At 48.6% G+C, this 22,772-nt stretch carries 23 protein-coding genes; 19 read left to right on the top strand and 4 right to left on the bottom strand.

Going from position 1 to position 22,772, the window contains the following annotated elements:
* Positions 1 to 269: 269 nt before the first annotated feature.
* Complete coding sequence (locus ACOI06_RS01135) at positions 270 to 1,352, top strand: helix-turn-helix domain-containing protein (protein WP_420660601.1); 1,083 nt, start codon at positions 270 to 272, stop codon at positions 1,350 to 1,352.
* Between the two features lie 3 nt (positions 1,353 to 1,355).
* On the opposite strand, the gene ACOI06_RS01130 is transcribed toward ACOI06_RS01135, so the two are convergent.
* Positions 1,356 to 2,120: a GntR family transcriptional regulator gene (locus tag ACOI06_RS01130; protein WP_420660600.1), complete on the bottom strand. Its 765-nt coding sequence runs from the start codon at positions 2,118 to 2,120 to the stop codon at positions 1,356 to 1,358.
* 366 nt (positions 2,121 to 2,486) lie between these two features.
* On the opposite strand from ACOI06_RS01130, the gene ectA reads away from it, so the two are divergent.
* The 5 genes from ectA (at position 2,487) to ACOI06_RS01105 (ending at position 5,842) form a co-directional block, all read left to right on the top strand.
* The gene (ectA, locus tag ACOI06_RS01125; protein WP_420660599.1) at positions 2,487 to 3,026 is read left to right on the top strand and encodes a diaminobutyrate acetyltransferase; all 540 of its coding nucleotides are present in this window, start codon (positions 2,487 to 2,489) and stop codon (positions 3,024 to 3,026) included.
* Between the two features lie 85 nt (positions 3,027 to 3,111).
* On the top strand, positions 3,112 to 4,377 hold the full coding sequence (gene ectB / locus ACOI06_RS01120) for a diaminobutyrate--2-oxoglutarate transaminase (RefSeq protein WP_420660598.1): 1,266 nt from the start codon (positions 3,112 to 3,114) through the stop codon (positions 4,375 to 4,377).
* Positions 4,378 to 4,472: 95 nt separating this feature from the next.
* On the top strand, positions 4,473 to 4,862 hold the full coding sequence (locus ACOI06_RS01115; protein WP_420660597.1) for an ectoine synthase: 390 nt from the start codon (positions 4,473 to 4,475) through the stop codon (positions 4,860 to 4,862).
* A gap of 436 nt (positions 4,863 to 5,298) precedes the next feature.
* Entirely contained in the window at positions 5,299 to 5,517 is a 219-nt protein-coding gene (locus ACOI06_RS01110) for an antitoxin (protein WP_420660596.1), read from the top strand.
* Positions 5,518 to 5,593: 76 nt separating this feature from the next.
* The gene (locus ACOI06_RS01105; RefSeq protein ID WP_420660727.1) at positions 5,594 to 5,842 is read left to right on the top strand and encodes a type II toxin-antitoxin system PemK/MazF family toxin; all 249 of its coding nucleotides are present in this window, start codon (positions 5,594 to 5,596) and stop codon (positions 5,840 to 5,842) included.
* 162 nt (positions 5,843 to 6,004) lie between these two features.
* Here ACOI06_RS01105 and ACOI06_RS01100 read toward each other — a convergent pair whose 3' ends face one another.
* Entirely contained in the window at positions 6,005 to 7,696 is a 1,692-nt protein-coding gene (locus tag ACOI06_RS01100; RefSeq protein ID WP_420660595.1) for an FMN-binding glutamate synthase family protein, read from the bottom strand.
* Between the two features lie 173 nt (positions 7,697 to 7,869).
* Here ACOI06_RS01100 and ACOI06_RS01095 point away from each other — a divergent pair, with 173 nt between their 5' ends.
* Together ACOI06_RS01095 and ACOI06_RS01090 are read left to right on the top strand one after the other, a co-directional pair.
* Complete coding sequence (locus ACOI06_RS01095; protein WP_420660594.1) at positions 7,870 to 8,532, top strand: nucleoside deaminase; 663 nt, start codon at positions 7,870 to 7,872, stop codon at positions 8,530 to 8,532.
* A gap of 172 nt (positions 8,533 to 8,704) precedes the next feature.
* Complete coding sequence (locus tag ACOI06_RS01090; RefSeq protein ID WP_420660593.1) at positions 8,705 to 9,283, top strand: TMEM165/GDT1 family protein; 579 nt, start codon at positions 8,705 to 8,707, stop codon at positions 9,281 to 9,283.
* Positions 9,284 to 9,508: 225 nt separating this feature from the next.
* Here the strand turns inward: ACOI06_RS01090 and cadR are convergent, their stop codons facing one another.
* Positions 9,509 to 9,949 (bottom strand): Cd(II)/Pb(II)-responsive transcriptional regulator, encoded by a 441-nt coding sequence (gene cadR / locus ACOI06_RS01085; protein WP_420660592.1) that lies wholly within the window; start codon positions 9,947 to 9,949, stop codon positions 9,509 to 9,511.
* Positions 9,950 to 10,070: 121 nt separating this feature from the next.
* Here cadR and ACOI06_RS01080 point away from each other — a divergent pair, with 121 nt between their 5' ends.
* Positions 10,071 to 12,398: a heavy metal translocating P-type ATPase gene (locus ACOI06_RS01080; RefSeq protein WP_420660591.1), complete on the top strand. Its 2,328-nt coding sequence runs from the start codon at positions 10,071 to 10,073 to the stop codon at positions 12,396 to 12,398.
* Positions 12,399 to 12,487: 89 nt separating this feature from the next.
* Positions 12,488 to 12,769, top strand: coding sequence for a peptidylprolyl isomerase (locus tag ACOI06_RS01075; RefSeq protein WP_420660590.1), 282 nt, complete (start codon positions 12,488 to 12,490; stop codon positions 12,767 to 12,769).
* Between the two features lie 196 nt (positions 12,770 to 12,965).
* Here the strand turns inward: ACOI06_RS01075 and ACOI06_RS01070 are convergent, their stop codons facing one another.
* Positions 12,966 to 13,778, bottom strand: a complete 813-nt coding sequence (locus ACOI06_RS01070) for a prolipoprotein diacylglyceryl transferase family protein (RefSeq protein ID WP_420660589.1) — start codon at positions 13,776 to 13,778, stop codon at positions 12,966 to 12,968.
* Between the two features lie 180 nt (positions 13,779 to 13,958).
* Here ACOI06_RS01070 and ACOI06_RS01065 point away from each other — a divergent pair, with 180 nt between their 5' ends.
* From ACOI06_RS01065 to ACOI06_RS01025, 9 genes are all read left to right on the top strand, one after another.
* Complete coding sequence (locus ACOI06_RS01065; RefSeq protein WP_420660588.1) at positions 13,959 to 14,996, top strand: MBL fold metallo-hydrolase; 1,038 nt, start codon at positions 13,959 to 13,961, stop codon at positions 14,994 to 14,996.
* Between the two features lie 119 nt (positions 14,997 to 15,115).
* Entirely contained in the window at positions 15,116 to 15,541 is a 426-nt protein-coding gene (locus ACOI06_RS01060; RefSeq protein WP_420660587.1) for a PaaI family thioesterase, read from the top strand.
* A 373-nt stretch (positions 15,542 to 15,914) separates the two neighbouring features.
* Positions 15,915 to 16,235 (top strand): hypothetical protein, encoded by a 321-nt coding sequence (locus ACOI06_RS01055; RefSeq protein WP_420660586.1) that lies wholly within the window; start codon positions 15,915 to 15,917, stop codon positions 16,233 to 16,235.
* A 3-nt stretch (positions 16,236 to 16,238) separates the two neighbouring features.
* Positions 16,239 to 17,531, top strand: a complete 1,293-nt coding sequence (locus tag ACOI06_RS01050) for an ABC transporter substrate-binding protein (RefSeq protein WP_420660726.1) — start codon at positions 16,239 to 16,241, stop codon at positions 17,529 to 17,531.
* 15 nt (positions 17,532 to 17,546) lie between these two features.
* Positions 17,547 to 18,467 carry an ABC transporter permease gene (locus tag ACOI06_RS01045; RefSeq protein WP_420660584.1) on the top strand — a complete coding sequence of 307 codons (921 nt, stop codon included), beginning with the start codon at positions 17,547 to 17,549 and terminating at the stop codon, positions 18,465 to 18,467.
* A 1-nt stretch (position 18,468) separates the two neighbouring features.
* Positions 18,469 to 19,371, top strand: a complete 903-nt coding sequence (locus ACOI06_RS01040) for an ABC transporter permease (RefSeq protein ID WP_420660582.1) — start codon at positions 18,469 to 18,471, stop codon at positions 19,369 to 19,371.
* Positions 19,355 to 20,377, top strand: a complete 1,023-nt coding sequence (locus ACOI06_RS01035; protein WP_420660581.1) for an ABC transporter ATP-binding protein — start codon at positions 19,355 to 19,357, stop codon at positions 20,375 to 20,377. Before ACOI06_RS01040 ends, ACOI06_RS01035 begins: the two co-directional genes overlap by 17 nt.
* Before the next feature lie 2 nt (positions 20,378 to 20,379).
* Positions 20,380 to 21,516 carry an ABC transporter ATP-binding protein gene (locus ACOI06_RS01030; RefSeq protein ID WP_420660580.1) on the top strand — a complete coding sequence of 379 codons (1,137 nt, stop codon included), beginning with the start codon at positions 20,380 to 20,382 and terminating at the stop codon, positions 21,514 to 21,516.
* A 31-nt stretch (positions 21,517 to 21,547) separates the two neighbouring features.
* The gene (locus ACOI06_RS01025; protein WP_420660579.1) at positions 21,548 to 22,732 is read left to right on the top strand and encodes a M20 aminoacylase family protein; all 1,185 of its coding nucleotides are present in this window, start codon (positions 21,548 to 21,550) and stop codon (positions 22,730 to 22,732) included.
* Positions 22,733 to 22,772 lie beyond the last annotated feature (40 nt).

Raw genomic sequence — 22,772 nt, 5'->3', positions numbered from 1 at the left:
GAGACTCATGGTGTTGGCAGAGTATTCCTAAGAATTGTTTTATAGATGTTGGTTTTTAGAAATTGATTGTTGCTACTTAGAAAAATTGACAATTCGATCCCTTACGAAAACCAATGGCTTGCAAGGTATCGAGGCTTGTTTTTAGAGATTCAACGATCAATCAGGTAGAATTTGGCAAGCTTTTTAGAGGACTTATTTAGAAGACACATCGCTGCTAAACAATGATAGTCCTTGAGGATGACTGACACAAGAATTTATGCAGGAGTAAAATGCAAACGCCGTACAAATCGTTATTTATTGAGGTTCTTGTGCCGTGTGATGAACCTGTCACAATTTTAAGCTTTGACGGTTATCTGGCCCAAGATGTCGAGTGGCATCAATACCCGCTGCGTCAGGGTGAGGCTGGCTTTTGCAGCATGGGTTTCTCAGATAGTATTTTCTTCTACCATTCCCGTTTGCGTCTGGAATCCAACCCGCAAGGCGGGCGTACAGAAAAATACAGCCAAGCCCATGAGGTCTTTAATGAACCAGTTTTGAAGGTTCACGGTGTGTTAAATGGTCGAGCGATTCGCCATGATTTTATTAACGGCCGCGATTATGTGCTCGATGAAAACAGAGTCTATCTCAATACAGCCAGTCACTCGCATTTTCTGGTGTCCGTCGATACAGGCATCACAACCGATTCGGTTCATATGGTGATCAGCCAGTCTGCGATGTCCACTTTGATCGGTACAGAACTCACACAGGCATTATTTGAAGTCATCATCTCCAGCCCCGATAAAACGCATCATCTGGGTCAGTCAGTGACTCAGAATTTCCGTTGCGATTTGGATGTTTCAATCCCGTTTTCTTTGCGTAAAATGCAGGCGCATGGCCGCTGTCTAGAATTCATCAGTTTGCTTGTTCAGCATTTTCTGGATGGCCGAATGGATGTGGAGACATCTTGTGCACAACGGCAAGGGACATTGACACCAGCTTTATCTGAAATCCGCGATTATGTACGCAGGCGAGCCAAAGATCGCTTAACGCTTAAAGAGTTGGCTGAAGTTTTTGGTGTTAGTGATAAAACCATCAGCAATCACCTGATGAAACAAACGGGGATGCCGGCCGCGCAGTTTATGCGAGAGCAACGCTTGTTGATGGCGCACGAAATGATTGAGCAAAGCACGCAATCACTTGGGGAAATTGGACGACGCTGTGGCTATCCGCACATGAGTAACTTCAGTGCGGCGTTTCGCAAGATGTTTGATTACTCACCAACAGAATTGCGTCAATCGGTGCAAATGATTCAGCCTAACTATCAAAGCACCTACGCATCAATCAATTCTGAAAACCGCAATCGGGATACCTGAGGCTTAAATTCGATGCTGCCGCGAGATCGTCTCAGTTGAATTCTGAGGGCTGGGCACAATTGCATCGAATTGCCACAAAATCCCCGAGCGTTGAATCAATTCAGCACTTTCATTAATAGTGGCAACCATCGCTTGACGAGCTTTGCTCGGATTTTTTTGTGCAATCGCTTCAATCAATCGCTTTCTGGCTTTTAAAGCGTCGCGCATGGTCATTGCCTGTGCGGTATGACGAATGGCCAGGGTGAGCGTGGGCGAGGTTTGAATCCAAATGTTCTCAATGAGTTTAATGAGCTGCGGCATGCGGCTGATGCGATAAATCGCAAAGTGTAACTCTCGGTTTAATCGAGCCAAAACCAGAGGGTTAGGGCGCATGTGAACGGCTTCTCGCTCAAAACGTTGGCCTAATTGGCGAATTCTCTGAATGTCAGAATCCCTCATGTGGCGTACCGCGTTTTCACAGGCTAATCCTTCTAAAACCGCACGAATCTGAAGCAACTCTTCAAACTGGTCGTGATTGGGTGCTGAGACGCTGATGGTACGGTTCGGATGGATGAATAGTCCACCTTGCGCATTAAGTCTTCGAACCGCTTCGCGTACGGGTTGTACACTGGTTTTGAATTCCTCGGCTAAAGCGCGCAAAGTCAGTTTTTCTCCCGGTTGTCGAGTGCCCGTGATGAGTTGCTCACGTAGTTTGGCATACACGTCGTCTGCCACCGTCGTGCGGTTAGGTGTTTTGCGGGGAGTGGTGGAAACAGTGGCTTTTCGCATACTAAAAACTCTTGTTAAACAAGGACTTTGAATTGATGAAGTCGTTTAGAAATAAAATATAGTGATCACAAAAAAGATGACTTGTGATCACAAAAAAGATGACTTGTGATCACAATAGAATACATGATTTGTTCTGTGTATAAAACTATGGTTATCCTAAAAACCGTCAACAAAGAACGCGCTTAACGTGGCGTGTTTTGACATAACCGAGTTGCAACGAAGCATGTTTTTTCGTTGTGTTGAGTACAACGTCATTGTCGGATGACGCAACCCGCAAGCGGGATAAAGACCGATTTTATTGAAACCGGTCAGATGTTGTCAGTTACTTCATCAGAAGTCTGACAGTATCGGGGATAACAACCAAGCATGAGTGAAGCAGATACCAAGTATCGAGATCAAATCAAGCCCAAGTTACGCTATCGCAATACAACGCCACAAGATAGTTTGGCTGTCTGGCAACTTGTCCAAGACAGTGGCACGCTCGAGGCCAACACAGCCTATTTCTACCTCATTTTTTGTAGTGATTTCGCACAGACTTGTCTAATCGCCGAATTTGACGACGAGGTGGTTGGTGTGGTGATCGGCTATCACCCTCCGACTGAACCTGCCACGGCATTTTGTTGGCAAATTGGTGTGCATCCTGACTGGCGAGGTCAGGGCGTTGCCAGTGAGTTGTTGCGGCACTGGCTCAATCAACCTGCCAATCAGTCTGTGCGTTGGCTGACCGCCACTGTGGCGGTGGACAATCCAGCCTCAGATCGCTTGTTTCGTCGTTTTGCACAGAAACATCACTGTCCTTGCGAAGTTCGTGAGCACTTTACCGCGTCATTGTTGGCGCCAGGAAACGCACCCGAACCTTTGTATCGCATTGGACCTTTAAATCACGCGTTATTACAGCACTGTTAAGTGCCTGACTTTGTCGTGCGGACCACATGCCCTGTGCTTGTGGACGGTATGCCGGGTTCGGGCGACTTTATACATGGAGACTGAAATGAATATTTTTGAACAATATGAATCTGAAGTACGAGGCTACTGCCGTGATTTTCCGGCGGTGTTTTCCAGTGCCAAAGGTGCGTGGATGACCGATACGGAAGGTGAGCGTTACCTCGACTTTTTTGCCGGCGCTGGGGTGCTGAATTACGGGCACAACCCTGAACATATGAAGCAACCGTTGGTGCGCTACTTATTGGGCGATGGCATTACGCACACACTGGATATGTACAGTGAAGCCAAAGAGCAATTTATCCGTCGTTTTCAGGAGATTATTCTGAAGCCCCGTGGTCTAGATTACAAACTCCAGTTCCCTGGGCCAACCGGTACCAATGCGGTGGAATCCGCACTGAAACTGGCTCGCAAGGTCACAGGTCGTCAGACCGTGGTGAACTTTACAAATGCTTTTCACGGCATGACGCTCGGTGCTTTGGCAGTCACCGGCAATAGCCACAAACGTGCCGGCGCTGGTGTACCTTTAACAAACACAGCGGCTGTTCCATTTGAAGGTTATTTGGGTGATGAAACCGATAGCTTGTCATACCTGGAAGCCATGCTGGAAGACGATGGTAGCGGTATTTCTGCCCCTGCGGCGGTGATTGTTGAAACCGTTCAAGCCGAAGGTGGCGTGAATGTGGCTACAAATGAATGGTTGCAAAGATTGCGTGAAGTCACTCGCAAACACGGCATTTTATTGATCGTGGATGACATTCAAGTGGGTTGTGGACGCACGGGTGCTTTCTTTAGCTTTGAAGACGCCGGTATCGTGCCTGACATTGTGACTTTGTCGAAATCACTGTCCGGTTATGGATTACCGATGGCGCTGGTGCTGATGCGCCCAGAACTGGACGTCTGGGAGCCCGGTGAGCATAACGGCACATTCCGTGGCCACTGCCCAGCCTTTGTGACAGCTAGCGCTGCCCTGGATTATTGGTTAAACAGTGAGCTTGAAGATAGTGTGCGTTTGAAAGCAGAACACGTGCAGTCCTCGCTTCAAGAAATGATTGAATCCCAAGGGGTCAAAGCAGTTGTTCGAGGCCGCGGTCTGATTTGGGGCGTTGAGTTTGAAGATCACGAACTCGCTGCCAAAGTGTCAGCCGCATGTTTTGAGCGCGGCTTGATTATTGAGACAGCCGGGATTGATGGCCATGTTCTGAAGTTACTGCCTAGCCTCACGATCGAACTGCAAGATTTGCAGCACGGATTGAATGTAATTTCAGAATCGCTGAGTGTTGTCTTAGCGGCTGAAACGGCAGCGGCTGCGTAAAGTACCCTCGTGCACCCTCATCGCGACTCATGAGTCGATGTCAATCCTCATGAGTCGTTATAAATTGTTCAAAGTTTGATGAAAGGAAGTTATTTATGATTGTGGTTCATCTTAATGATGTCATCGGTACTGATGCCGATGTGGATGCTGAAGGTTGGAACAGTCGCCGTTTAAGTTTTCGGGATGCGGGTGTCGGATATTCAATCAATGACACCATCATTAAAGAAGGCGCTGAACTTGAGTTGGCGTATGCTAATCACTTCGAATCAGTCTATTGCATTGAAGGTGAGGGTGAGATTGAAGATGTTGCCACTGGCAAGGTGCATCCAATTACCCCTGGCACGCTTTACATCCTAAATGACCATGACCGTCATTTTCTGCGTGCCAATAAAGGCACCCATATGCGTATGGTGTGCGTGTTCAATCCACCGCTCACAGGTCGTGAAACACACGATGAGACAGGGGCTTACGCTCTAGTCGAATAGATGAGTGTTGTGCTGATCTTGGGTAGGTCAGCACATGAATCAATCTGATTAATATGCATTCATGAGGTTTGGGGGCAGCTTACGCTGCTTTTTTATTTGGTTTTGATATTCAACACACCAAATAGTCCACTTCTTGTTTGTAGGCATAGTGTAGATACCGATCTCGAAAGCCATATGATGTTCCCTCAACTCGGTAGCACACTTTTACCTAAGTCAGCGTGAAGCCTAACTTGAAAGTAGGATCAATTCATGGCGTAAGGAATACCATGTATAGGTAGTCTTAACGGATTGTGGTTATCAGAAAATTCTATTAAGACTTTCTTTTGAAATAGATCTTAGTGAGTTACATTTAGATGTAACTCACGGAGGGGTCTATGTACACAACAAATTTACGTAAAGTAGGTGTCAATGGCCATTAACAGTAGGTGGCTCAATTATGCTAACTGTTCCCCCAGTGTTGCTTGATGTTTTGCAATTAACAGCAGGTTCTAAAGTTGGTTTGACTGTTGAAAATGGATGTCTTGTCGTTGAGACTTCATTGCGACCGCGCTACACAATGGCAGAACTATTAGCGGAATCTGACTATACAAAACCGCAATCAGCAGATGATCGGGAGTGGATTGATTCCCCAGCTGTTGGTGGCGAATTTATATGATAAAACGCGGTGAAATCTATGTAGTTAACCTAGAACCAAGTAAAGGCCGTGAGCAACGTGGCACAGGCCAGTATTAATCGTTTCCCCTGACAGGTTTAATCAGGCTACAGGTTTACCAGTTATCGTACCAATCACGAACAGAGGCAGTTTCGTGCGAAAAATACGATTTTCTGTGCCATTGTCTGGAACAAAAACAACTGGCGTAATACGCTGCGATCAGCCTCGTACCTTAGATCTGAAAGACCGCAATGGACGAATGATTGAAACTGTTTCAACGTCAATACTTGACGAAGTTTTGGCAAGAGTAGTAACTCTTTTTGATTAAAATGTGTTTATTAAGGCGTGGTGCTGCCGTATAAATTGTTGTTTGTCCGCTAATTGATAGCAGCGCACGACCATGTACTTTTTTGAACAGGCGGATGAGGTACTTAAACCTCATCCGATTTGGTACTACCTAGAACTGATTGTCGTTTTCTTTTGTGATTGCTTAAAACATTGCCACAGCGTCCGGAGCTTCCATTTTTTCAGGATTCTCTTTTTGCATTTCTGCCAACCGAGCAGCCAAGTTACCTGTTGGCTCAAAACTATCCGGACTGGCCATGGGCCAACCTAAACGAAAGACACGAGTTGGCAATTCATTGCGCAACAATTGACCCGGCGCCATGTCTGGGAAGAGGGTGGAATAGAGCGTCACATGATTGGGTGAGGTGCGGGTCGCAATGTGATGAATCTTCAGATCCGCAGGGTGGTAAAGCCCAGCGGATCCGATGAGTTCACCCAATGCTGACAAGGTGTTGCGATGGAAGTTAGCCACTCGAGGTGCTTTGTCAGAGACGACCAGTGCTTTTTGGCGATCTTTGTCCTGGGTGGTGACCCCGGTTGGACAGTTGCCGGTATGACAGACCTGTGCCTGAATACAGCCCACGGCAAACATAAAGGCACGTGCGCTGTTACACCAGTCTGCACCCAAGGCCATGATGCGCGCCATATCAAAAGCCGTAACAATTTTGCCAGATGCACCGATTTTGATTTCATCGCGCAAATTCAGGCCGACCAAGGTGTTGTGAACCAAACGCACTGCTTCACGCAATGGAGTGCCCACATGATCCATCAATTCGGCTGGTGCAGCACCAGTACCGCCTTCAGCGCCGTCGACCACAATAAAGTCTGGTTTGATACCCGTTTTCAGCATGGCTTTGGCAATGGCAAACCATTCCCAGGGGTGTCCAATACACATCTTGAAGCCGACCGGCTTGCCACCCGAGAGCTTACGTAAGCGAGCAATAAACTCTAAAAGCTCAACCGGTGTGCTAAATGCCGTATGTTTACTGGGTGAGAGACAGTCTTGTCCAATCGGAACGCCTCGTGCAGCCGCAATTTCAGTGGTGACTTTACTGCCCGGCAAAATACCGCCTTGCCCGGGTTTGGCACCTTGTGAAATCTTGAGCTCGATCATTTTGACTTCGGGGCGTGTTGCATTGGCCACAAAGTTTTCATCTGAGAAGTTGCCTTGCTTGTCGCGACAGCCAAAGTAACCAGAACCAATGTTCCAGATGAGGTCACCGCCATTTTTCAGGTGATAACGGCTGATCCCGCCTTCACCCGTGTCATGAGCAAAGCCGCCAATGTGTGCCCCAGCATTTAAGGCCATCACAGCATTGGCTGACAATGCCCCAAAACTCATGGCTGAAATATTTAAAACCGACAGATCGAAGGGTTGTGTGCAATCCCGACCACCTATTTGAATTCTAAAGTTGGTGTCCGTGACATCAACGGGTTGCATAGAATGGTTAATCCATTCATAGCGCTCACTGTAGACGTCTTGCTTAGTCCCAAAAGCCCGCTGATCGAGCTGCTGCTTAGCGCGCTGATAGGCGAGTGAACGTTTGTCTCGAGAAAAGGGTGTATCCGTACTGTCGTCTTCAAAGAAGTATTGGCGCAACTCAGGTCGGATAGACTCAAAAAAGTAACGCAAATTGCCAATAATTGGGTAGTTGCGTCGTACCGCATGACGCTGTTGCGCAAGATCATAGAGACCGAGCAAAGACAACGCAATGAAGATGAATGCGGCATACCACCAACCGCTGCCAAACACGAGTGCCAGCACGATAGTGATGACCGCCAGTCCCAATATGCTCCAAAAAACCGCGAATCGTTCTTTGAGTGGGGGAATACGCATGAAATCTCCAAACTAAACAGACCAGTCAGTTTACTAAACGCACAGAGGCTGTGAACAATCTTACTGACAATCTAGCAGACTTGGCTTAGGATTTAAACCATCTAACTTGCTACATAGAAGTTTGCACGAACTTTACGCAAAAATGTCCATTAACCCCGATCTATGGGAAAACCATGAGTCATTCACACTCCAAATCAGATTGCCCTTGCCCACATGAAAACGGTAAAGAAGCAGCATCTTCTGAAATCGGTCAAAGCATTGACCTCGGTGCGCAACGTTTGGGTTTCATGCAAGAAGCGTGTCGTTTGGCAACGGAATCCGTTGAGCGAGGGCTAGGCGGCCCATTTGGTGCAGTGATTGTGAAGGATGGACAGATCATCGGCCGTGGACAAAACAGAGTGCTTTTAACGGGTATCCCTGTGTTCCATGCAGAAATCATGGCTATCATCGATGCCTGCCAGCGCATTAATCCCAAGCCAGAGCTCAACCCGAATCAATTAAGTGGTACCACATTGGAGTTAATTGCACGTCAAGCGGGTGATGAAGATACAGCGCCTGCCCGTGCCAGAATGCTTAAAGGCTGTGAGCTGTATTCCAGTGCTGCGCCGTGCCCAATGTGCTTAAGTGCGATTTATTGGGCACGAATTGATCGCGTGTATTTTGCGGCGAATGTGGAAGATGCCCGCGAGATTGGATTTGACGATGCGTTTCAGTATGAGGATTTTGCGCATGCACCCGAATTGCGGCGCTTAGAGATGATTGCTGGCTTTGGGTATGAGATGGGCTTGGCTGCGTTTGAAGCTTGGCGTCAAAAAAAGAATCGCCATCCATACTAGGCCAAGCTTACTCGATTTGCTATTTTGTAAGACATTAACCACTGAGGTCGTCTTGATATCGATCGACCAAATTCCAGTTGCCGTACAATGCGATCCAAAAAATAAGTGGCTCGTGTGATTCCCCGTTCTGACACGAATTGCTAATTTGTGAGCGGGGTTGTGTCAGTTTCTCATGGAAGCATTTTTAATTTCCACCGGTGTGGTGGCATTGGCCGAAATCGGCGATAAAACTCAACTTTTAGCGTTTGTGCTAGCAGCCAAGTTTCGTCGTTTAGGTGCCATTATTCTGGGTATTCTGGTGGCCACTTTACTCAATCATGGATTTGCCGGTGCTGCAGGCACGTGGTTGAGCGCCATTCTAAGCCCAGAAATCTTACGTTGGATTCTGGGTGTATCTTTTTTACTGATGGCAATTTGGACCTTGATTCCGGACAAGCTTGATGACGACGAGACTGGCACGGCCGCCAAATACGGCGTGTTTATGACGACATTCATTGCCTTTTTTCTGGCAGAGATGGGGGATAAGACACAGATTGCCACGGTGGCGCTTGCAGCTCGTTACGATGCGTTTGTAACTGTCGTGCTCGCCACCACCTTAGGTATGCTGATTGCCAACGTACCAGCCGTTCTCATCGGGAAGCGCATGGCCGGGGCCATCCCAGTCACACTGGTCCACCGGATTGCGGCGGCAATCTTTGCGATTCTGGGTGTATTGACTCTATTGGGTGCAGGGGAGTCTCTGGGGGTATAACTTGTCGTTATGCCCGCACTAAAAGTGACCAGATGCCCACAAGACCAATCAAATTCACCAATAAGCCTAACGCAAATCTCACCGGATGCTTACGGACTCTTTTTTCTACGCTTTTCATCATGATCTCCTGTCGCTGACGAGAGACGCACTGTTCTCGATTCGTGATTCTATTGTGACATATAGTGAGAGTGGTTGCTATTTGCATTTAGCTATCGATTCGATAGCCTATTCACTTTGCGCAACAGTAGGGGTGCTTACCTGAGCCAAAGAGGCTGCTTGACGTGAGAGTTCACACAAAATCCCGCATTGCGTCGCTTTCCCAGGCGTGCGACAACGCTGCCGTATATCTAAAAGCTCTGTTTTAAGGGCAATGAGCTCTTCGATACGCTGACTGACTTGCTCAACTTGCTGGTCCAATAACTGATTGACTTGCTCGCAACCTTCTAAATCGGTATCTCGATAGCGCAATAACACTCGCAACTCGCCAAGTGACATACCGAGTTTGCGGCCATGTCGGATAAAGAGTAGGCGTTCTAGATGTGCTTCATCATAGACACGATAGTTATTGGGACTGCGGGCAGGCGCGGGTAAAAGGTTTTCTTTTTCGTAGAAACGAATGGTTTCAGTTGCCGTGTCTGAACGTTTGGCCAATTCTCCGATTCGCATGTAAGCCTCCTGACAATCCGTGATTGCTTGACATTGTAGCGACTACAGGGTTTTAAATGGTTCATAACCACGCGGACTCATCCGTGTTATCTGCAAGAAAGCCATCAAGAGGAAGCCAGTAATGACTGCCCACAACGATCAACATCTCCAGACTTCAACGACAAGTTCTGCTTGTGGGCATGATCATGGGCATTCTGAACACGGACACGATCATCACCATCATGGGCATACGTGCGGTCATGACCACGAAACTCCAGGCCAAGCCACACTTGAGGCAAGCCGACTAGAGGGTTTGGTGCTACATGTGCCAGCCATGGACTGCCCGATTGAAGAAAGTGAAATCCGTAAGGTGTTAAACGATGTGACTGAGATCCGTCGTTTGCAGTTTGATCTGAGTGCACGTCTGATTGCAGTCGACGCACCCGAATCGGTCTGGGCTGATGTGCAATCTCGGATTCAAGGGGCGGGTTTTGAGTCGCGTCAATTGGTTGATACGGCGGCTCTGGCACAAAGTGCGCGCTATCAGCGTCGTATGACGATTCAGTTGGTTGTGGCATTGGTTGTGGCGTTGAGTGCAGAACTGATTCACCTGATCTTGGCGCCTGAAAGCAAACCTTGGACGCTAGCGGGCATGGGGTTGGCTGCGGTGGCTATCGGTTTGTCTGGTTTTTCTGTGCTCAAAAAAGGTTGGCAAGCACTACGCGAATTTCGGCTCAATATCAATGCCCTCATGACGGTGGCTGTGATCGGGGCGTTTCTGATCGGCGACTGGCCTGAAGCCGCCATGGTTATGGCGCTCTATAGCATTGCTGAATTGATCGAAGCACGTGCCATTTCTCGCGCACGTAATGCCGTGAAAAGTTTACTCGATTTGGCACCTGTTACAGCGCAGATTCAAAACTCACAAGGCGTGTGGGTCGAAACGCCTGTTCAACAAGTTGCAGTGAATGCCATTGTGCGCGTACGTCCTGGTGAGCGGTTTGCGTTTGATGGGGAAATCCTTAAAGGACATAGCTCAGCCGATCAATCAGCCATTACTGGCGAGAGTGTTCCCGTTGAAAAAAGCCCTGGCGACAAGGTGTTTGCTGGGACGGTGAATCAGCAAGCAGAGCTCGAATATATCGTGCAGGCGCAAGCCGATGACACCGTACTTGCCAACATCATTCATGTGGTTGAACAAGCACAAGCCACCAAGGCACCAATCCAACGCTTTGTGGATCGGTTTGCAGCTGTCTATACACCATTGGTGTTTTTATTGGCGATTGTGGTTGCCATTGGAAGCCCGTTGTTTCTGGGGGCCGATTGGTTAAACAGTCTGTATAAAGGTCTGGTTTTATTGGTGATCGGATGTCCTTGTGCGTTGGTCATTTCCACGCCCGTGACGATTGTGAGTGGGTTGACGACCGCTGCACGTCTAGGTGTCCTCATCAAAGGTGGGGCCTATCTTGAATTAGCCCGCCGTTTGCAATGGCTTGCCTTAGATAAAACCGGCACAATTACACGAGGTGAACCAGAGCTTGTTGAGCATCTGGTTTTTGCGCCAACCTATACGGCTACACAAGTGCATATTTGGGCGCATGCGTTAGCCAGTCGCTCGGATCACCCCGTTTCTCAAGCGATGGCACGCGGCATTCAGTCGATAGAACCCGCTTTACTCAATGGAGTTGTAGATCTAGAAATCGATCAGTTTGAGGCCTTAGCTGGCCTGGGTGTTCAGGGTCGAATCGAATCGACTTTCTATCGAATGGGCAGTCATCGCTGGATCCATGGTTTTGGGTTGTGCACCGAACAGATTGATCAGTCACTGGCATCTTTAGAGCGTCAAGGTTATACCGTGACCGTTTTGGCGACTGAAGAAGTGATTCTTGGCGCGTTTGCAGTCGCTGACACCGTACGAGAAACCTCGAAACAAGCCATTGCCCAGCTGCGCGAGCAAGGGATTCAAGTGGTTATGCTCACGGGTGACAATGCCTTGACCGCTGCACACATTGCTGCGCAAGTGGGCATTGAAGATGTTCGAGCTGATTTATTACCTGTCGATAAGCTCAAAGTGATTGAAGAGTTTGTTCAAAATGGCGTGACCGTCGGCATGGTGGGAGACGGGATTAACGACTCGCCGGCGCTTGCTAGTGCCGATATTGGTTTTGCGATGGGGCAAGCTGGCAGTGACATTGCTGTGGAAGCAGCTGACGTTGTCATTATGAATGATGACTTGCGCCGTATCGTGCGCACCGTCAAATTGTCGCACCGAGTGCATCGAGTTCTCTGGCAAAACATTGCGTTGGCATTGGGCATCAAAGCCGTATTCTTTGTGCTGGCGCTGATGGATCAAGCCACGATGTGGATGGCGGTCTTTGCCGACATGGGAGCAAGCTTGTTGGTGGTGTTTAACGGATTGCGCTTAATTCGCACGTCACGAGAAGACCGTGAGGAAATAGCATCTGAATGAGTTTTTGGGATGAGTGCTTGGGCTGGCTGAATGTCTAGGCTCACTCAGGTACACTGTGATTTTTATTGCAATAAAAAGGTTGAGTAAACATGACACAAGCAAGTGCACGCCACATTCTGGTTGAAACTGAAGAACAGTGCAATCAACTGAAAACCGAGATTGAGAACGGTGCGGATTTTGCCGATGTCGCCAAAGCCCACTCACGCTGCCCATCTGGCCGTGATGGCGGTGATCTGGGTAGCTTCGGACGCGGTGTGATGGTTCCTGAGTTTGACACAGTGGTCTTTAGCGCCCCCGTTGGTGTGGTCCAGGGACCTGTTAAAACCCAGTTTGGCTACCATCTGCTGGAAGTCACAGAACGTCAGGACTAAATGGATGGATCGGGTTTCTCTAAGACTCGATTAAACCGTTAGTTCTGCTAAGCTCGCCAGTTTTGTACCGAGAGGTTACAAAGCTGGCGAGCTTTTTTGTGCTTACTTTTTTCTTCCTGTTTGTTTTGCTTTTGTCTGTTTGTTGTTTGTTATTCGCCTGCTTTTTCGGAAGAAGTCCAAGACTCGAAACTTGTGTCTATTTGGATACTAGGTCACGCAAACGCTGGGCAAGACTCGCTAAAGACAGTTCACCCATTCGGATGGATTGAATCTGACCTTGCGCATCAATAAAGAGCGTGGTCGGCAATAAGCCTCCCGAATATTGCTGAGAGCTGGCTGAACGAGGGTCGACAATCAGGTGATCGAGTTGCAAATTGTGATGATTTAAAAAGTTTGTGATTTGTGCAGGGTTCTCTCCCTGATTGAGAAACACGAACTCGACATCCGGAAAATCATTTTGTGCTTGTTCCAATGCCGGCATTTCACGCACGCAAGGCGGACACCAGCTTGCCCAAAGATTAATCACAGTGGCTTTGCCTATGCCTAAATTCAGTGTGGTCGGTGTGCCATCCAAATGAACGAAGGTCATTGTTTCTAGTGGAGTAGTCGATGGTTTGTTCTGATCCAACAAAAAGCTGGCACCTTGACCAACCACCAGTACCGCAAGCGTTCCAGCCAGTAATGGCCGAAACTTAGGTGAATGCCGAATGGCTAAGATGGATAGGAAGATCCCAGTAACAATAAAGCCACTCCAAGGTGACCAACCGCCATCACGGATATTAAAAATAGAAAGGGGTGATTGCGCGTAATGAACAGGGGCTTGCAAGACAAAGCCAAGGCGCGCACTGACGATCCCAATGAGCATCAACACACTGAAAGTTCGGCCCAGATCGACATTGTGCCGTTTGGAAATTCGGACACATAACCAGAAAGCGATCCAGAAGGACACCATCCAGATGAGGGCTTCAAATGAGATGGCGATCGGACCCAGACGAAGTGTTTGCTCCAAAAGAAACTCCAGTGTTCAGTAAAAGACTATGTTAGCGTATCAGTTGCAAATGAATCATTGTCAATATACAGTTAAGTATATTATACAGTGAGTGAACCAGTTGATGTTCTACGAAGTCAGACGGCTTGAATCGTGCTGGCCATGCAGACAACTGCAGAATTTCTTTGAAGAGGATTCGAGATGGTTTTTAGACAATTGTTTGATACGACGTCTTCGACGTTTACCTATCTGTTGGCCGATGAAAAAAGCCGTGAAGCGATCCTGATTGATCCGGTGTTTGGTCAGACTAACCGTGATTTGGCCTTGCTGCGTGAGCTAGATTTAACCCTTAAGCTCGCTGTCGATACGCACGCGCATGCCGACCACATTACAGCCGCTTGGTTGTTAAAAGAGAAAACAGGTTGTCAGATTGCGTCAGCTAAGGTGATTAACGCCAAACACGTGGATTTACCCCTTGAAGACGGACAAAAGTTTGGTGTGCAAGGTGTGACGTTAACTGCACTTTCCACACCTGGTCACACCGATGGGTGTATGAGCTTTGTGACAGAAGATCGGTCCATGGTCTTTACCGGTGACACGCTCTTGATTCGGGGCTGTGGTCGGAGTGACTTTCAGCAGGGTAGTGCTCACCGTTTGTTTGCGTCCATCACGGAAAAGCTCTTTACTTTGCCTGACCAATGCAAGGTCTATCCCGCACACGACTACAACGGTCGCACCATGAGTACGATTGGTGAAGAAAAAGCCTATAACGCCCGAGTCGGAGCCGGTGCCAACGAAACTGACTTTGTGCAATACATGATGGCCATGCGTTTGCCGCACCCCAAAATGATTGATGAAGCAGTCCCAGCGAACTTGCGCAGTGGTGAGCCGCAAGACGGTCACATGCCGCATGTGCCGAACTGGGGCGATGTGCAAATCACTTATGCCGGTGTGCCTGAGATTGATGCGATCTGGCTGGAGCAGCATCGCAGTGAAGTGCGTGTGCTCGATGTGCGTCTAGAGAATGAAGCCAAAGATTGCGCGATTGCCCCAACACTCGTGGATCAGCACATTGCGTTGGATGTCTTGCGCGATCGTTTGGACGAGATCCCGAAAGACAAGCCAATTGTCACTGTTTGTCGTTCAGGACGACGCTCAGCATTGGCTGCCAATATTCTGGAGCAGGCGGGGTTTGAAAAGGTGGCTTCGCTGAGTAAGGGCCTGAATCAGTTCCAGTGAACAGTTGCTGACCCGCACAACGTGCTATCTTCACGGCTCGAGTGCGCACATGAATTCTAAGTTTAAGCGATGTTTGTGTGCGCAACTACCTTTGTGATGAGTGTGAAGGAGCCTTTTAGATGGATGAGCAGCAAACCGTCGCCGCCTTTGAACTGGCCATGCAAACCCAGAAACCAGAGTTCGAAAATTTCTTTCTGGCACGGTTTTTGGGGATGTCTTTTGAGTATCCGGACGAGACCTGTCTGATTTCTTTCGATGTGAAAGAGTTCATGTTTAATCCACAAGGTACGGTTCACGGTGGCATTATCGCAACCGTTATGGATATCTCCATGGGGCATTTGCTGAAACGTTTTGGGATCACGGGCACAACACTGGAAATGAAAACCCAGTACGTTAAAGCTGTGCGGGCAGGGCGACTGCAGTGTCGTGGTGAAGTGGTTCGGCGCGGGCGCACGATTTCTTTTCTGAAATCCACCTTAATGGATGAAGACGGCACTGTGCTGGCTGTGGCGACGGCCACTTGGATGGCGCTTAAACAAGAATGATAAGCAAGAATTTGTTGGTTTTTTATGATGTGGTGGTGATTTTGCAGCAAGAAATCCAGCATGTTCTCTAGATTTTAAAAAATTCACGATGCCAATCTAGGCATGATCGAAAATGACTTTTTCTTTGGCAGATCTGCGCGATCTGCCTTTTTCTTGTCTCGCCGTTTCAGAGAAGCTTAAATTAACTGACTTTTGGGTGTAGGCTTACTCAGAAATAGCTTGTACACCGCACTGATCTTAGTGACTGTTGTAGGGTTGTCACTATCAGTTAATGTGAGCATGCTATAAACCCACGTTTACAGAATCGTTTATCGGTCAGTTTTCAACAACTGGCACCTTGAATAGCCTGTATTTGAACCAAAAGGAGAGCATTATGGGGTTTGAAATTAACCACCAGAGACAAACATCTGCATCGCGCTTTGTCCCTAAAATTCGTGCGGCAGCTGTTTGCTCTGCACTGGCGTGCTTGGGAATGGCGTGGAATGCTAATGCTGCACCCGGTGATTCGGCGCAGCAACCACTGGTTGTGGCGTTTCAAGGGGGCGCAGACTCACTGGATCCGGTTTCTCGCTCTGTGACAGTTGCCTATTCATGGCAGCGTCATATCTTTGACACCATTGTGCACTTAGACAATAACGGCACACTCGGTCCCCGTATTGCCACCGCCTGGGAAAACATCAATCCAAAACAGTAGAAACTGACCATTCGTGAAGGCGTCAAATTCCACGATGGCACACCCATGACGGCTGAAGATGTGGGCTTGTCCATCATGGATACGCTTAAAAACCCCATTTCACAAATGCAAGTGTACGTCTCGGGCGTATCCGGCTACGAAGTAGTTGATGATCACACATTGCTCGTGAACTTTGATGTACCTAACCCTGTCTTTCCGGTTTCATTGACCAACGTGGTTGTGATGCCAGAAAAAATGATCGAAGAAATGGGTCGTGACAAATTCATGACCAACCCGATCGGCACGGGTCCTTACAAATTCGTGAAATGGCAAACAGACGATTACTTGGAACTGACCGCTTGGGAAGGTTTCTGGGGTGATCAGCCTGACTTTAAACACGTTCGTTTGCAAAAAATTCCAAACAACTCAACCCGTGTAGCTTCTTTGATTTCGGGTGAATCCCAAGTCACTGAAGGCATTGCACCTTCAGACTTTGAACGAATTCGTGGTGACGATAGCTTGAAGATTGAAATGGATCCGGGTCGTCGCATTATGTATCTCGGGCTGGATTATCACGACGGTGTCTCACCAGGTACCAACGTCAAAGACAAAAACCCCTTCATGGACCCCAACGTGCGTAAAGCCATTAGCTTGGGGATTGACCGTGAACTGATCGCATCCAAGCTGTTTGACGGCGCGGTGGCTGTCTCTGCTCAGTTCTTGCCACCAAGCTCAGCCGCTTTCAACAAAGACGTTGCACCAATTCCTTATGATCCCAAACAAAGTAAGGAATTGCTCGAAAAAGCTGGTTACAAAGATGGTTTGACGGTGCGTTTTGATTCACCTAACGACCGTTATATGTACGATTCACTGGTTGCACAGGCGATTGGTGGTTTCCTGAAAAAAGCCGATGTTAAAGTCGATGTGGAAGCCGTTCCAATGACCGTGTATTTGTCATCGGTGTTGCGTAAGTTCAACTCCTCTATGTATCTGCTGGGTTGGGGTAACACCGCATCCTTGTCGACTTGGAAGAGTGTTTTCCATTGCCCCGATGCGAGCAAAGGTCTGGGCGTGATGAACTTTATTCGTTATTGCAATCCCAAAGCCGATGCGATTATTAACGAAGCATCCAATACGTTTGACAGCGACAAGCGCAATGACTTGATCCGTCAGGCCTACGCCATCGCGATCGAAGAAGATTATGCGTATCTGCCGCTGTACTTCCAGAGCGAAGTGGGTGCGATGAACAAACACATCGTGTGGAAACCCAGACCCGACGGTATTGTGCTGTCCTGGGAAATGGAATCCAAGTACTGATAACGGATCATTGTTATGTGGGCACTTGCTCTGAGAAGGATCATCTCAGCTGTTATTAGCATCTGGATTGTTCTGACGCTGATTTTTGGGTTGATCCACCTCAGTGGTGATCCAATTGATGTATTGGCACCTCCCGAGATGAATCAAATCGACCGTGAAGCGATGCGGTCGCACCTCGGTTTGGATCAACCATTGCACGTCCAGTACGGACGGTTTTTGCAGGGCTTGACCAAAGGGGATCTGGGCGTGTCTTACTACAGTAAGACGTCCGCATTCCCGATGGTTGCCGAACGGTTCCCGGTGACTTTAAAACTGGTGCTGTTGTCCGTGGTGATTGCGGTGGGCTTTAGTATCCCGTTCGGGGTATTCGCCGCAGTCTACGTAAATTCGCCACTGGATCATGTACTGCGCTGGCTATCGGTATTGGGTTCATCGGTTCCGACGTTCTTTTTAGGGATCTTGCTGATCTTTCTATTTAGTGTGGAACTCAAATGGCTCCCCTCATCAGGGATTGGATCGTTTTCTCATTACATCTTGCCGGCCTTTACGTTGGCCTTTTTCAGGATTGCGCTCTTTACGCGCATGATCCGCGCAAGCTTACTGGATGTGCTGGATTCGGATTACGTGCGGACTGCGCGTGCCAAAGGGCTAAATGAGCGCGTGGTGGTGCTCAAACATGCTTTACGCACCGCATTAATTCCATTTGTCACTGTTTTCGGTTTGCAGTTTGGTCAGTTACTGGCCGGTGCCGTGGTGACAGAAACCATTTTTGCCATTCCAGGTATGAACAGTTTGGCGTTGAGCTCACTGTATCGTTTGGACTACCCAATCATCTTGTCATATATCGCGATCGTGGCCATTCTTTTTAACGTCATTAATGCGCTGGTGGATCTGGCGTACGGACTTGTCGATCCGAGGGTGCGCAATGAACGCTAAAGTGTCGACAACAACATCGAACGCAGCGGATATGGCCGATGCACCTAAAAAGAAGGTGCGCGCACCACGTCGCGCCCGTTTGCCTTGGTTCTCACTGGGCTTGTTGCTGATCTTGGTACTTGCCGCAGTACTAGCCCCAGTCATTGCACCGCATGACCCGTTGGAGCAGGACATTTTTAGTCGCTTTAATCCGCCTGTGTGGATGGAAGGGGGTGACTGGGAATTTATCTTCGGAGCCGACTCGTTAGGCCGAGATGTGTTTTCTGCGATTTTGTACGGTTTGCGTATCAGTATTCTGGTGGGTATTGTGGCCGTCACAATCAGTGTGGTGTTAGGCGTTCTAGCAGGTCTGGTGGCCGGTTACTTTTCGGGTGGACGACTTGAAACCATTTTGATGCGTGGCGTGGACATTCAATTGTCGTTGCCCACAGTCATGATTGCCTTGGGTGCGATGGCGATTTTTGGACAAGGCCTCTGGAAGTTGATTCTGATTATTGGTGTAGTGGGCTGGGCGCAATATGCCCGAATCACACGTGCCAGTGTGTTGGCTGAAGCCTCTAAAACCTATGTCAAAGCCGCTAAAACAATTGGCTGCTCAGACTCAAGAATCTTGTTCAGACACATTTTGCCCAACGTGTTTAACCCCATTTTGGTGCAGATTTCTGTGGATATTCCACGCGTAATTGAGCTTGCTGCGACCTTGTCCTTTCTGGGACTGGGTGTGTCAGTGAGCACGCCGTCACTAGGCTTGCGAATTGCTCAAGAGTATCAATATCTATTAGGTGGTCACTGGTGGTCAACTATCATGCCAGGTTTGGCATTGGTGCTGCTGGTGCTTTGTGCCAACTTGGTTGCCGACTGGACACGCGACAAACTGGATCCTAAGCATGACCGGCTACGTTAATTCCTCTCATTCATCCACAAAAGATTCTGCAGCTCAACCCTTGCTGCAAGTTAAGAATCTGACCGTCAATTTCATGACTTCTTCGGGTGAAGTCAATGTGCTCGACGATGTCAGTTTTGATATTCATCGTGGCGAAACGCTGGCCTTGGTGGGTGAGTCTGGATCGGGTAAAAGTGTCACGGCACTGAACATCAATCGGCTTTTGGCCAGTCCACCTGCCCGAATTGTCAGTGGTGAAATTCTATTTGAAGGCCAAGACTTACTCAAAGCTTCTGCGCAAACTTTACGAGGTTTACGTGGTAAAGACATTTCCACGGTGTTTCAGGAGCCGATGACATCTTTGCATCCAACCTATACCGTGGGTCATCAAATCGTTGAGCTCATTCGTACCCATACCAACGACACACCGGCACAAGCCAAAGAGCGTGCCATTGAAATGTTGCGTCGGGTGGGCATTCCTGATCCGGGTCGACGTTTTGATGAATACCCGTATAAGTTGTCAGGTGGAATGTGTCAGCGCGTCATGATTGCCATGGCGCTGGCCTGTCAGCCCAAGTTGCTGATTGCCGATGAAATCACAACCGCACTGGATGTGACAATTCAGGCGCAGATTTTAGATTTATTACGCGATTTACATGAGAGCACCGGGATTGCGGTCTTGTTTATCACCCACGACTTAAGTGTGGTGGCTGAAGTCGCGCACCGCGTGGCGGTGATGTATTCAGGGCGTATCGTTGAAGAAGCGAGTGTCAAAACCTTGTTTCAAACTCCTCAACACCCGTACTCAGTGGGTTTGTTGGCGGCTTCACCCACACTCGATCTGAGTGGCGCACGTTTGCCTTCCATTGGTGGACAGATTCCTGACCCTTCGAACAGACCGACGGGTTGTCAGTTTCATCCGCGTTGCCCACTGGCCACGGCGCAGTGCCAAGCTGAGGCACCGCCCATGCAAATGTTGGGCCAGCACCATCGTGTCGCTTGCTGGCAAGCGCCGTTGGGAGAATAAACATGACGAATGTGAATATGAACCCCAATCATTCGCAAGCAACAGCACAATCTGCAACTCCATTTTTAGAGGTCAAAGACGCAGCCTGTCACTTTAAAGTTAAGCGTGGCTGGAGTCAAAAACAGACGCTGACATTAAAAGCAGTCGATGGCGTGAGCTTTACCGTCTATCCATCTGAGACCTTGGCGGTTGTGGGGGAGAGCGGTTGCGGTAAATCCTCGCTTGCCAACCTCATCGTTGGATTAAATCCTTTAACGTCAGGTGAGATTTCTGTGCTTGGGCATACGTTGTCTAACATTAGTCGCTCCAATATGTTGTCAATTCGTAAAGACCTACAAATGGTCTTTCAGGATCCATTTTCTTCATTGAATCCGCGCATGACGATTGGTGCTTTGTTACAAGAACCTCTGCAAGTTCACAAGATCGGCAATGCACAGCAACGCGCAGCGCGCGTGAATGAGCTTTTGTCATTGGTGAACTTGCCGCATAGTTATGCGCAACGTTATCCGCATCAACTTTCAGGTGGGCAACGCCAACGCATTGGGATTGCCAGAGCCTTGGCGGTTGAACCTAAGTTGATCGTCTGTGATGAGCCCGTGTCGTCACTAGACGTATCCGTACAAGCGCAAATTATTAATTTACTACTTGATCTGCAACGCAATTTGGGTCTGAGCTATGTGTTCATTGCACACAACCTGTCAGTGGTGAAACACATTGCAGATCGGGTGGCCGTGATGTATTTAGGCCGAATCGTGGAAATGACGACCAAAGAGGCCTTATTTGCACAACCGCGCCATCCCTATACACAGATGCTGTTGTCATCTGTGCCTCGATCACACCCTGAAGACCCGCATGGACATGTCGATGCCGACTCAGATCTACCCAGTCCTTTAAACGTTCCTTCAGGCTGTCGGTTTCATACCCGCTGTCCTTATGCACAGCCACGTTGTGAGACCGAAGATCCCCAGCTGCTTGACGATGGCCAAGATCACCAAACGGCCTGCCATTTCTGGCCAGACATTTTAGCCTCATCAAAGCAAGCTGTGCGTGAGATCCCTGCGCGTGAAAAACCTGCTTATGTGACGCAATTGCTGGAATCCTTTGACGAGATGGCGCAGCAAACGACGTCTGATAATTAATTTTCTGTAACTTTTTTTAGTGAGCGAAAGCATGGCCGATACGATTCTAAAAACCATTCAAACCTACCATGACGAGCTGACCAAGATTCGTCAGGATATCCATGCCCATCCCGAGCTGGGTTTTGAAGAAGTCCGTACCTCTGCGCTGGTGGCTGCGGAGCTCGAACGTCTGGGTTATGAAGTGACCCGCAATGTGGGTAAAACTGGTTTGGTGGGCACCTTGCATGGTGAAAAAAACACCAGCGGTCGCAGCATTGGTTTGCGCGCCGATATGGATGCTTTACCCATTGTAGAAACAGGTGATCATTCATACGCATCGACCAAACACGGTGTGATGCACGCGTGCGGACATGATGGTCACACGACCATGCTCTTGGGTGCAGCTCGTTATTTGGCGCAAACCAAGCGTTTCAATGGCACAGTACATCTGATTTTCCAGCCAGCAGAAGAAGGTCAGGGCGGTGCGCAAGCGATGATCGATGATGGCTTGTTCGATCGTTTCCCCTGTGATGCTATTTTTGGGTTGCATAATTCACCGGATTTAACCCCTTGCAAAATTGGGGTGCGCCCTGGTCCAATTATGGCAGCCGTCGATTTGTACGACATTCATATTGTGGGTCGTGGCGGTCATGGTGCACATCCTTATCAGACCAAGGATCCCGTGGTAGCCGCATCCCACTTGGTTCTCGCATTGCAAACCATTGTGTCTCGGAATGTCTCGGCACTGGAGTCCGCAGTCGTTACTGTCGCGGCGATCCAGTCAGGCAACCTGCAAGGTAAAAACGTCATTCCAGGCGAAGCGCGTTTGTGTGGTACCGTGCGCACCTTCCGTGAAGATATCCAAGCATTGGTGATTGAGCGCATGGAGCGTATTCTGAAAGGGATTGGTGAAACATTCGACATGGATGTCACACTCAATTACGAGAAGAAGTTTCCAGCGACCGTCAATACGCCGGAGTATGCCGAATTTGTGGCCGAAGTTGCGACTGAATTGTTTGGCGAAGAGAATGTCTTTCCCAATTACACGCCTTCAATGGGTTCAGAGGACTTTTCTGTCATGTTGCAAGAGCGTCCTGGTGCTTATTTCCGTTTAGGACAAGGTGGGATTGAACAAGGTTGGGGTTTACACAACGCCAGCTATAACTTTAATGATGATGTGATTCCGCATGGCAGTGCCATGTTTGGTCGCCTCGTTGAGCGCTTTTTACCACTCTAAGTCATTCAATCACTTCACCACCGTGATAACGGTGGTGAGT

Origin of the sequence: Orrella sp. 11846, from assembly GCF_048820935.1 — a bacterium.
GTDB lineage: Bacteria > Pseudomonadota > Gammaproteobacteria > Burkholderiales > Burkholderiaceae_B > Algicoccus.
The sequence above is the reverse complement of the archived record's forward strand: the minus strand, read 5'-3'. Positions and strand labels throughout refer to the sequence as shown.

Coding starts and splice junctions, on each gene's coding strand:
- ACOI06_RS01135 (WP_420660601.1), top strand. CDS start 270: ATGCAAACGCCGTACAAATCGTTATTTATTGAGGTTCTTGTGCCGTGT.
- ACOI06_RS01130 (WP_420660600.1), bottom strand. CDS start 2,120: ATGCGAAAAGCCACTGTTTCCACCACTCCCCGCAAAACACCTAACCGC.
- ectA (WP_420660599.1), top strand. CDS start 2,487: ATGAGTGAAGCAGATACCAAGTATCGAGATCAAATCAAGCCCAAGTTA.
- ectB (WP_420660598.1), top strand. CDS start 3,112: ATGAATATTTTTGAACAATATGAATCTGAAGTACGAGGCTACTGCCGT.
- ACOI06_RS01115 (WP_420660597.1), top strand. CDS start 4,473: ATGATTGTGGTTCATCTTAATGATGTCATCGGTACTGATGCCGATGTG.
- ACOI06_RS01110 (WP_420660596.1), top strand. CDS start 5,299: ATGCTAACTGTTCCCCCAGTGTTGCTTGATGTTTTGCAATTAACAGCA.
- ACOI06_RS01100 (WP_420660595.1), bottom strand. CDS start 7,696: ATGCGTATTCCCCCACTCAAAGAACGATTCGCGGTTTTTTGGAGCATA.
- ACOI06_RS01095 (WP_420660594.1), top strand. CDS start 7,870: ATGAGTCATTCACACTCCAAATCAGATTGCCCTTGCCCACATGAAAAC.
- ACOI06_RS01090 (WP_420660593.1), top strand. CDS start 8,705: ATGGAAGCATTTTTAATTTCCACCGGTGTGGTGGCATTGGCCGAAATC.
- cadR (WP_420660592.1), bottom strand. CDS start 9,949: ATGCGAATCGGAGAATTGGCCAAACGTTCAGACACGGCAACTGAAACC.
- ACOI06_RS01080 (WP_420660591.1), top strand. CDS start 10,071: ATGACTGCCCACAACGATCAACATCTCCAGACTTCAACGACAAGTTCT.
- ACOI06_RS01075 (WP_420660590.1), top strand. CDS start 12,488: ATGACACAAGCAAGTGCACGCCACATTCTGGTTGAAACTGAAGAACAG.
- ACOI06_RS01065 (WP_420660588.1), top strand. CDS start 13,959: ATGGTTTTTAGACAATTGTTTGATACGACGTCTTCGACGTTTACCTAT.
- ACOI06_RS01060 (WP_420660587.1), top strand. CDS start 15,116: ATGGATGAGCAGCAAACCGTCGCCGCCTTTGAACTGGCCATGCAAACC.
- ACOI06_RS01055 (WP_420660586.1), top strand. CDS start 15,915: ATGGGGTTTGAAATTAACCACCAGAGACAAACATCTGCATCGCGCTTT.
- ACOI06_RS01045 (WP_420660584.1), top strand. CDS start 17,547: ATGTGGGCACTTGCTCTGAGAAGGATCATCTCAGCTGTTATTAGCATC.
- ACOI06_RS01035 (WP_420660581.1), top strand. CDS start 19,355: ATGACCGGCTACGTTAATTCCTCTCATTCATCCACAAAAGATTCTGCA.
- ACOI06_RS01030 (WP_420660580.1), top strand. CDS start 20,380: ATGACGAATGTGAATATGAACCCCAATCATTCGCAAGCAACAGCACAA.
- ACOI06_RS01025 (WP_420660579.1), top strand. CDS start 21,548: ATGGCCGATACGATTCTAAAAACCATTCAAACCTACCATGACGAGCTG.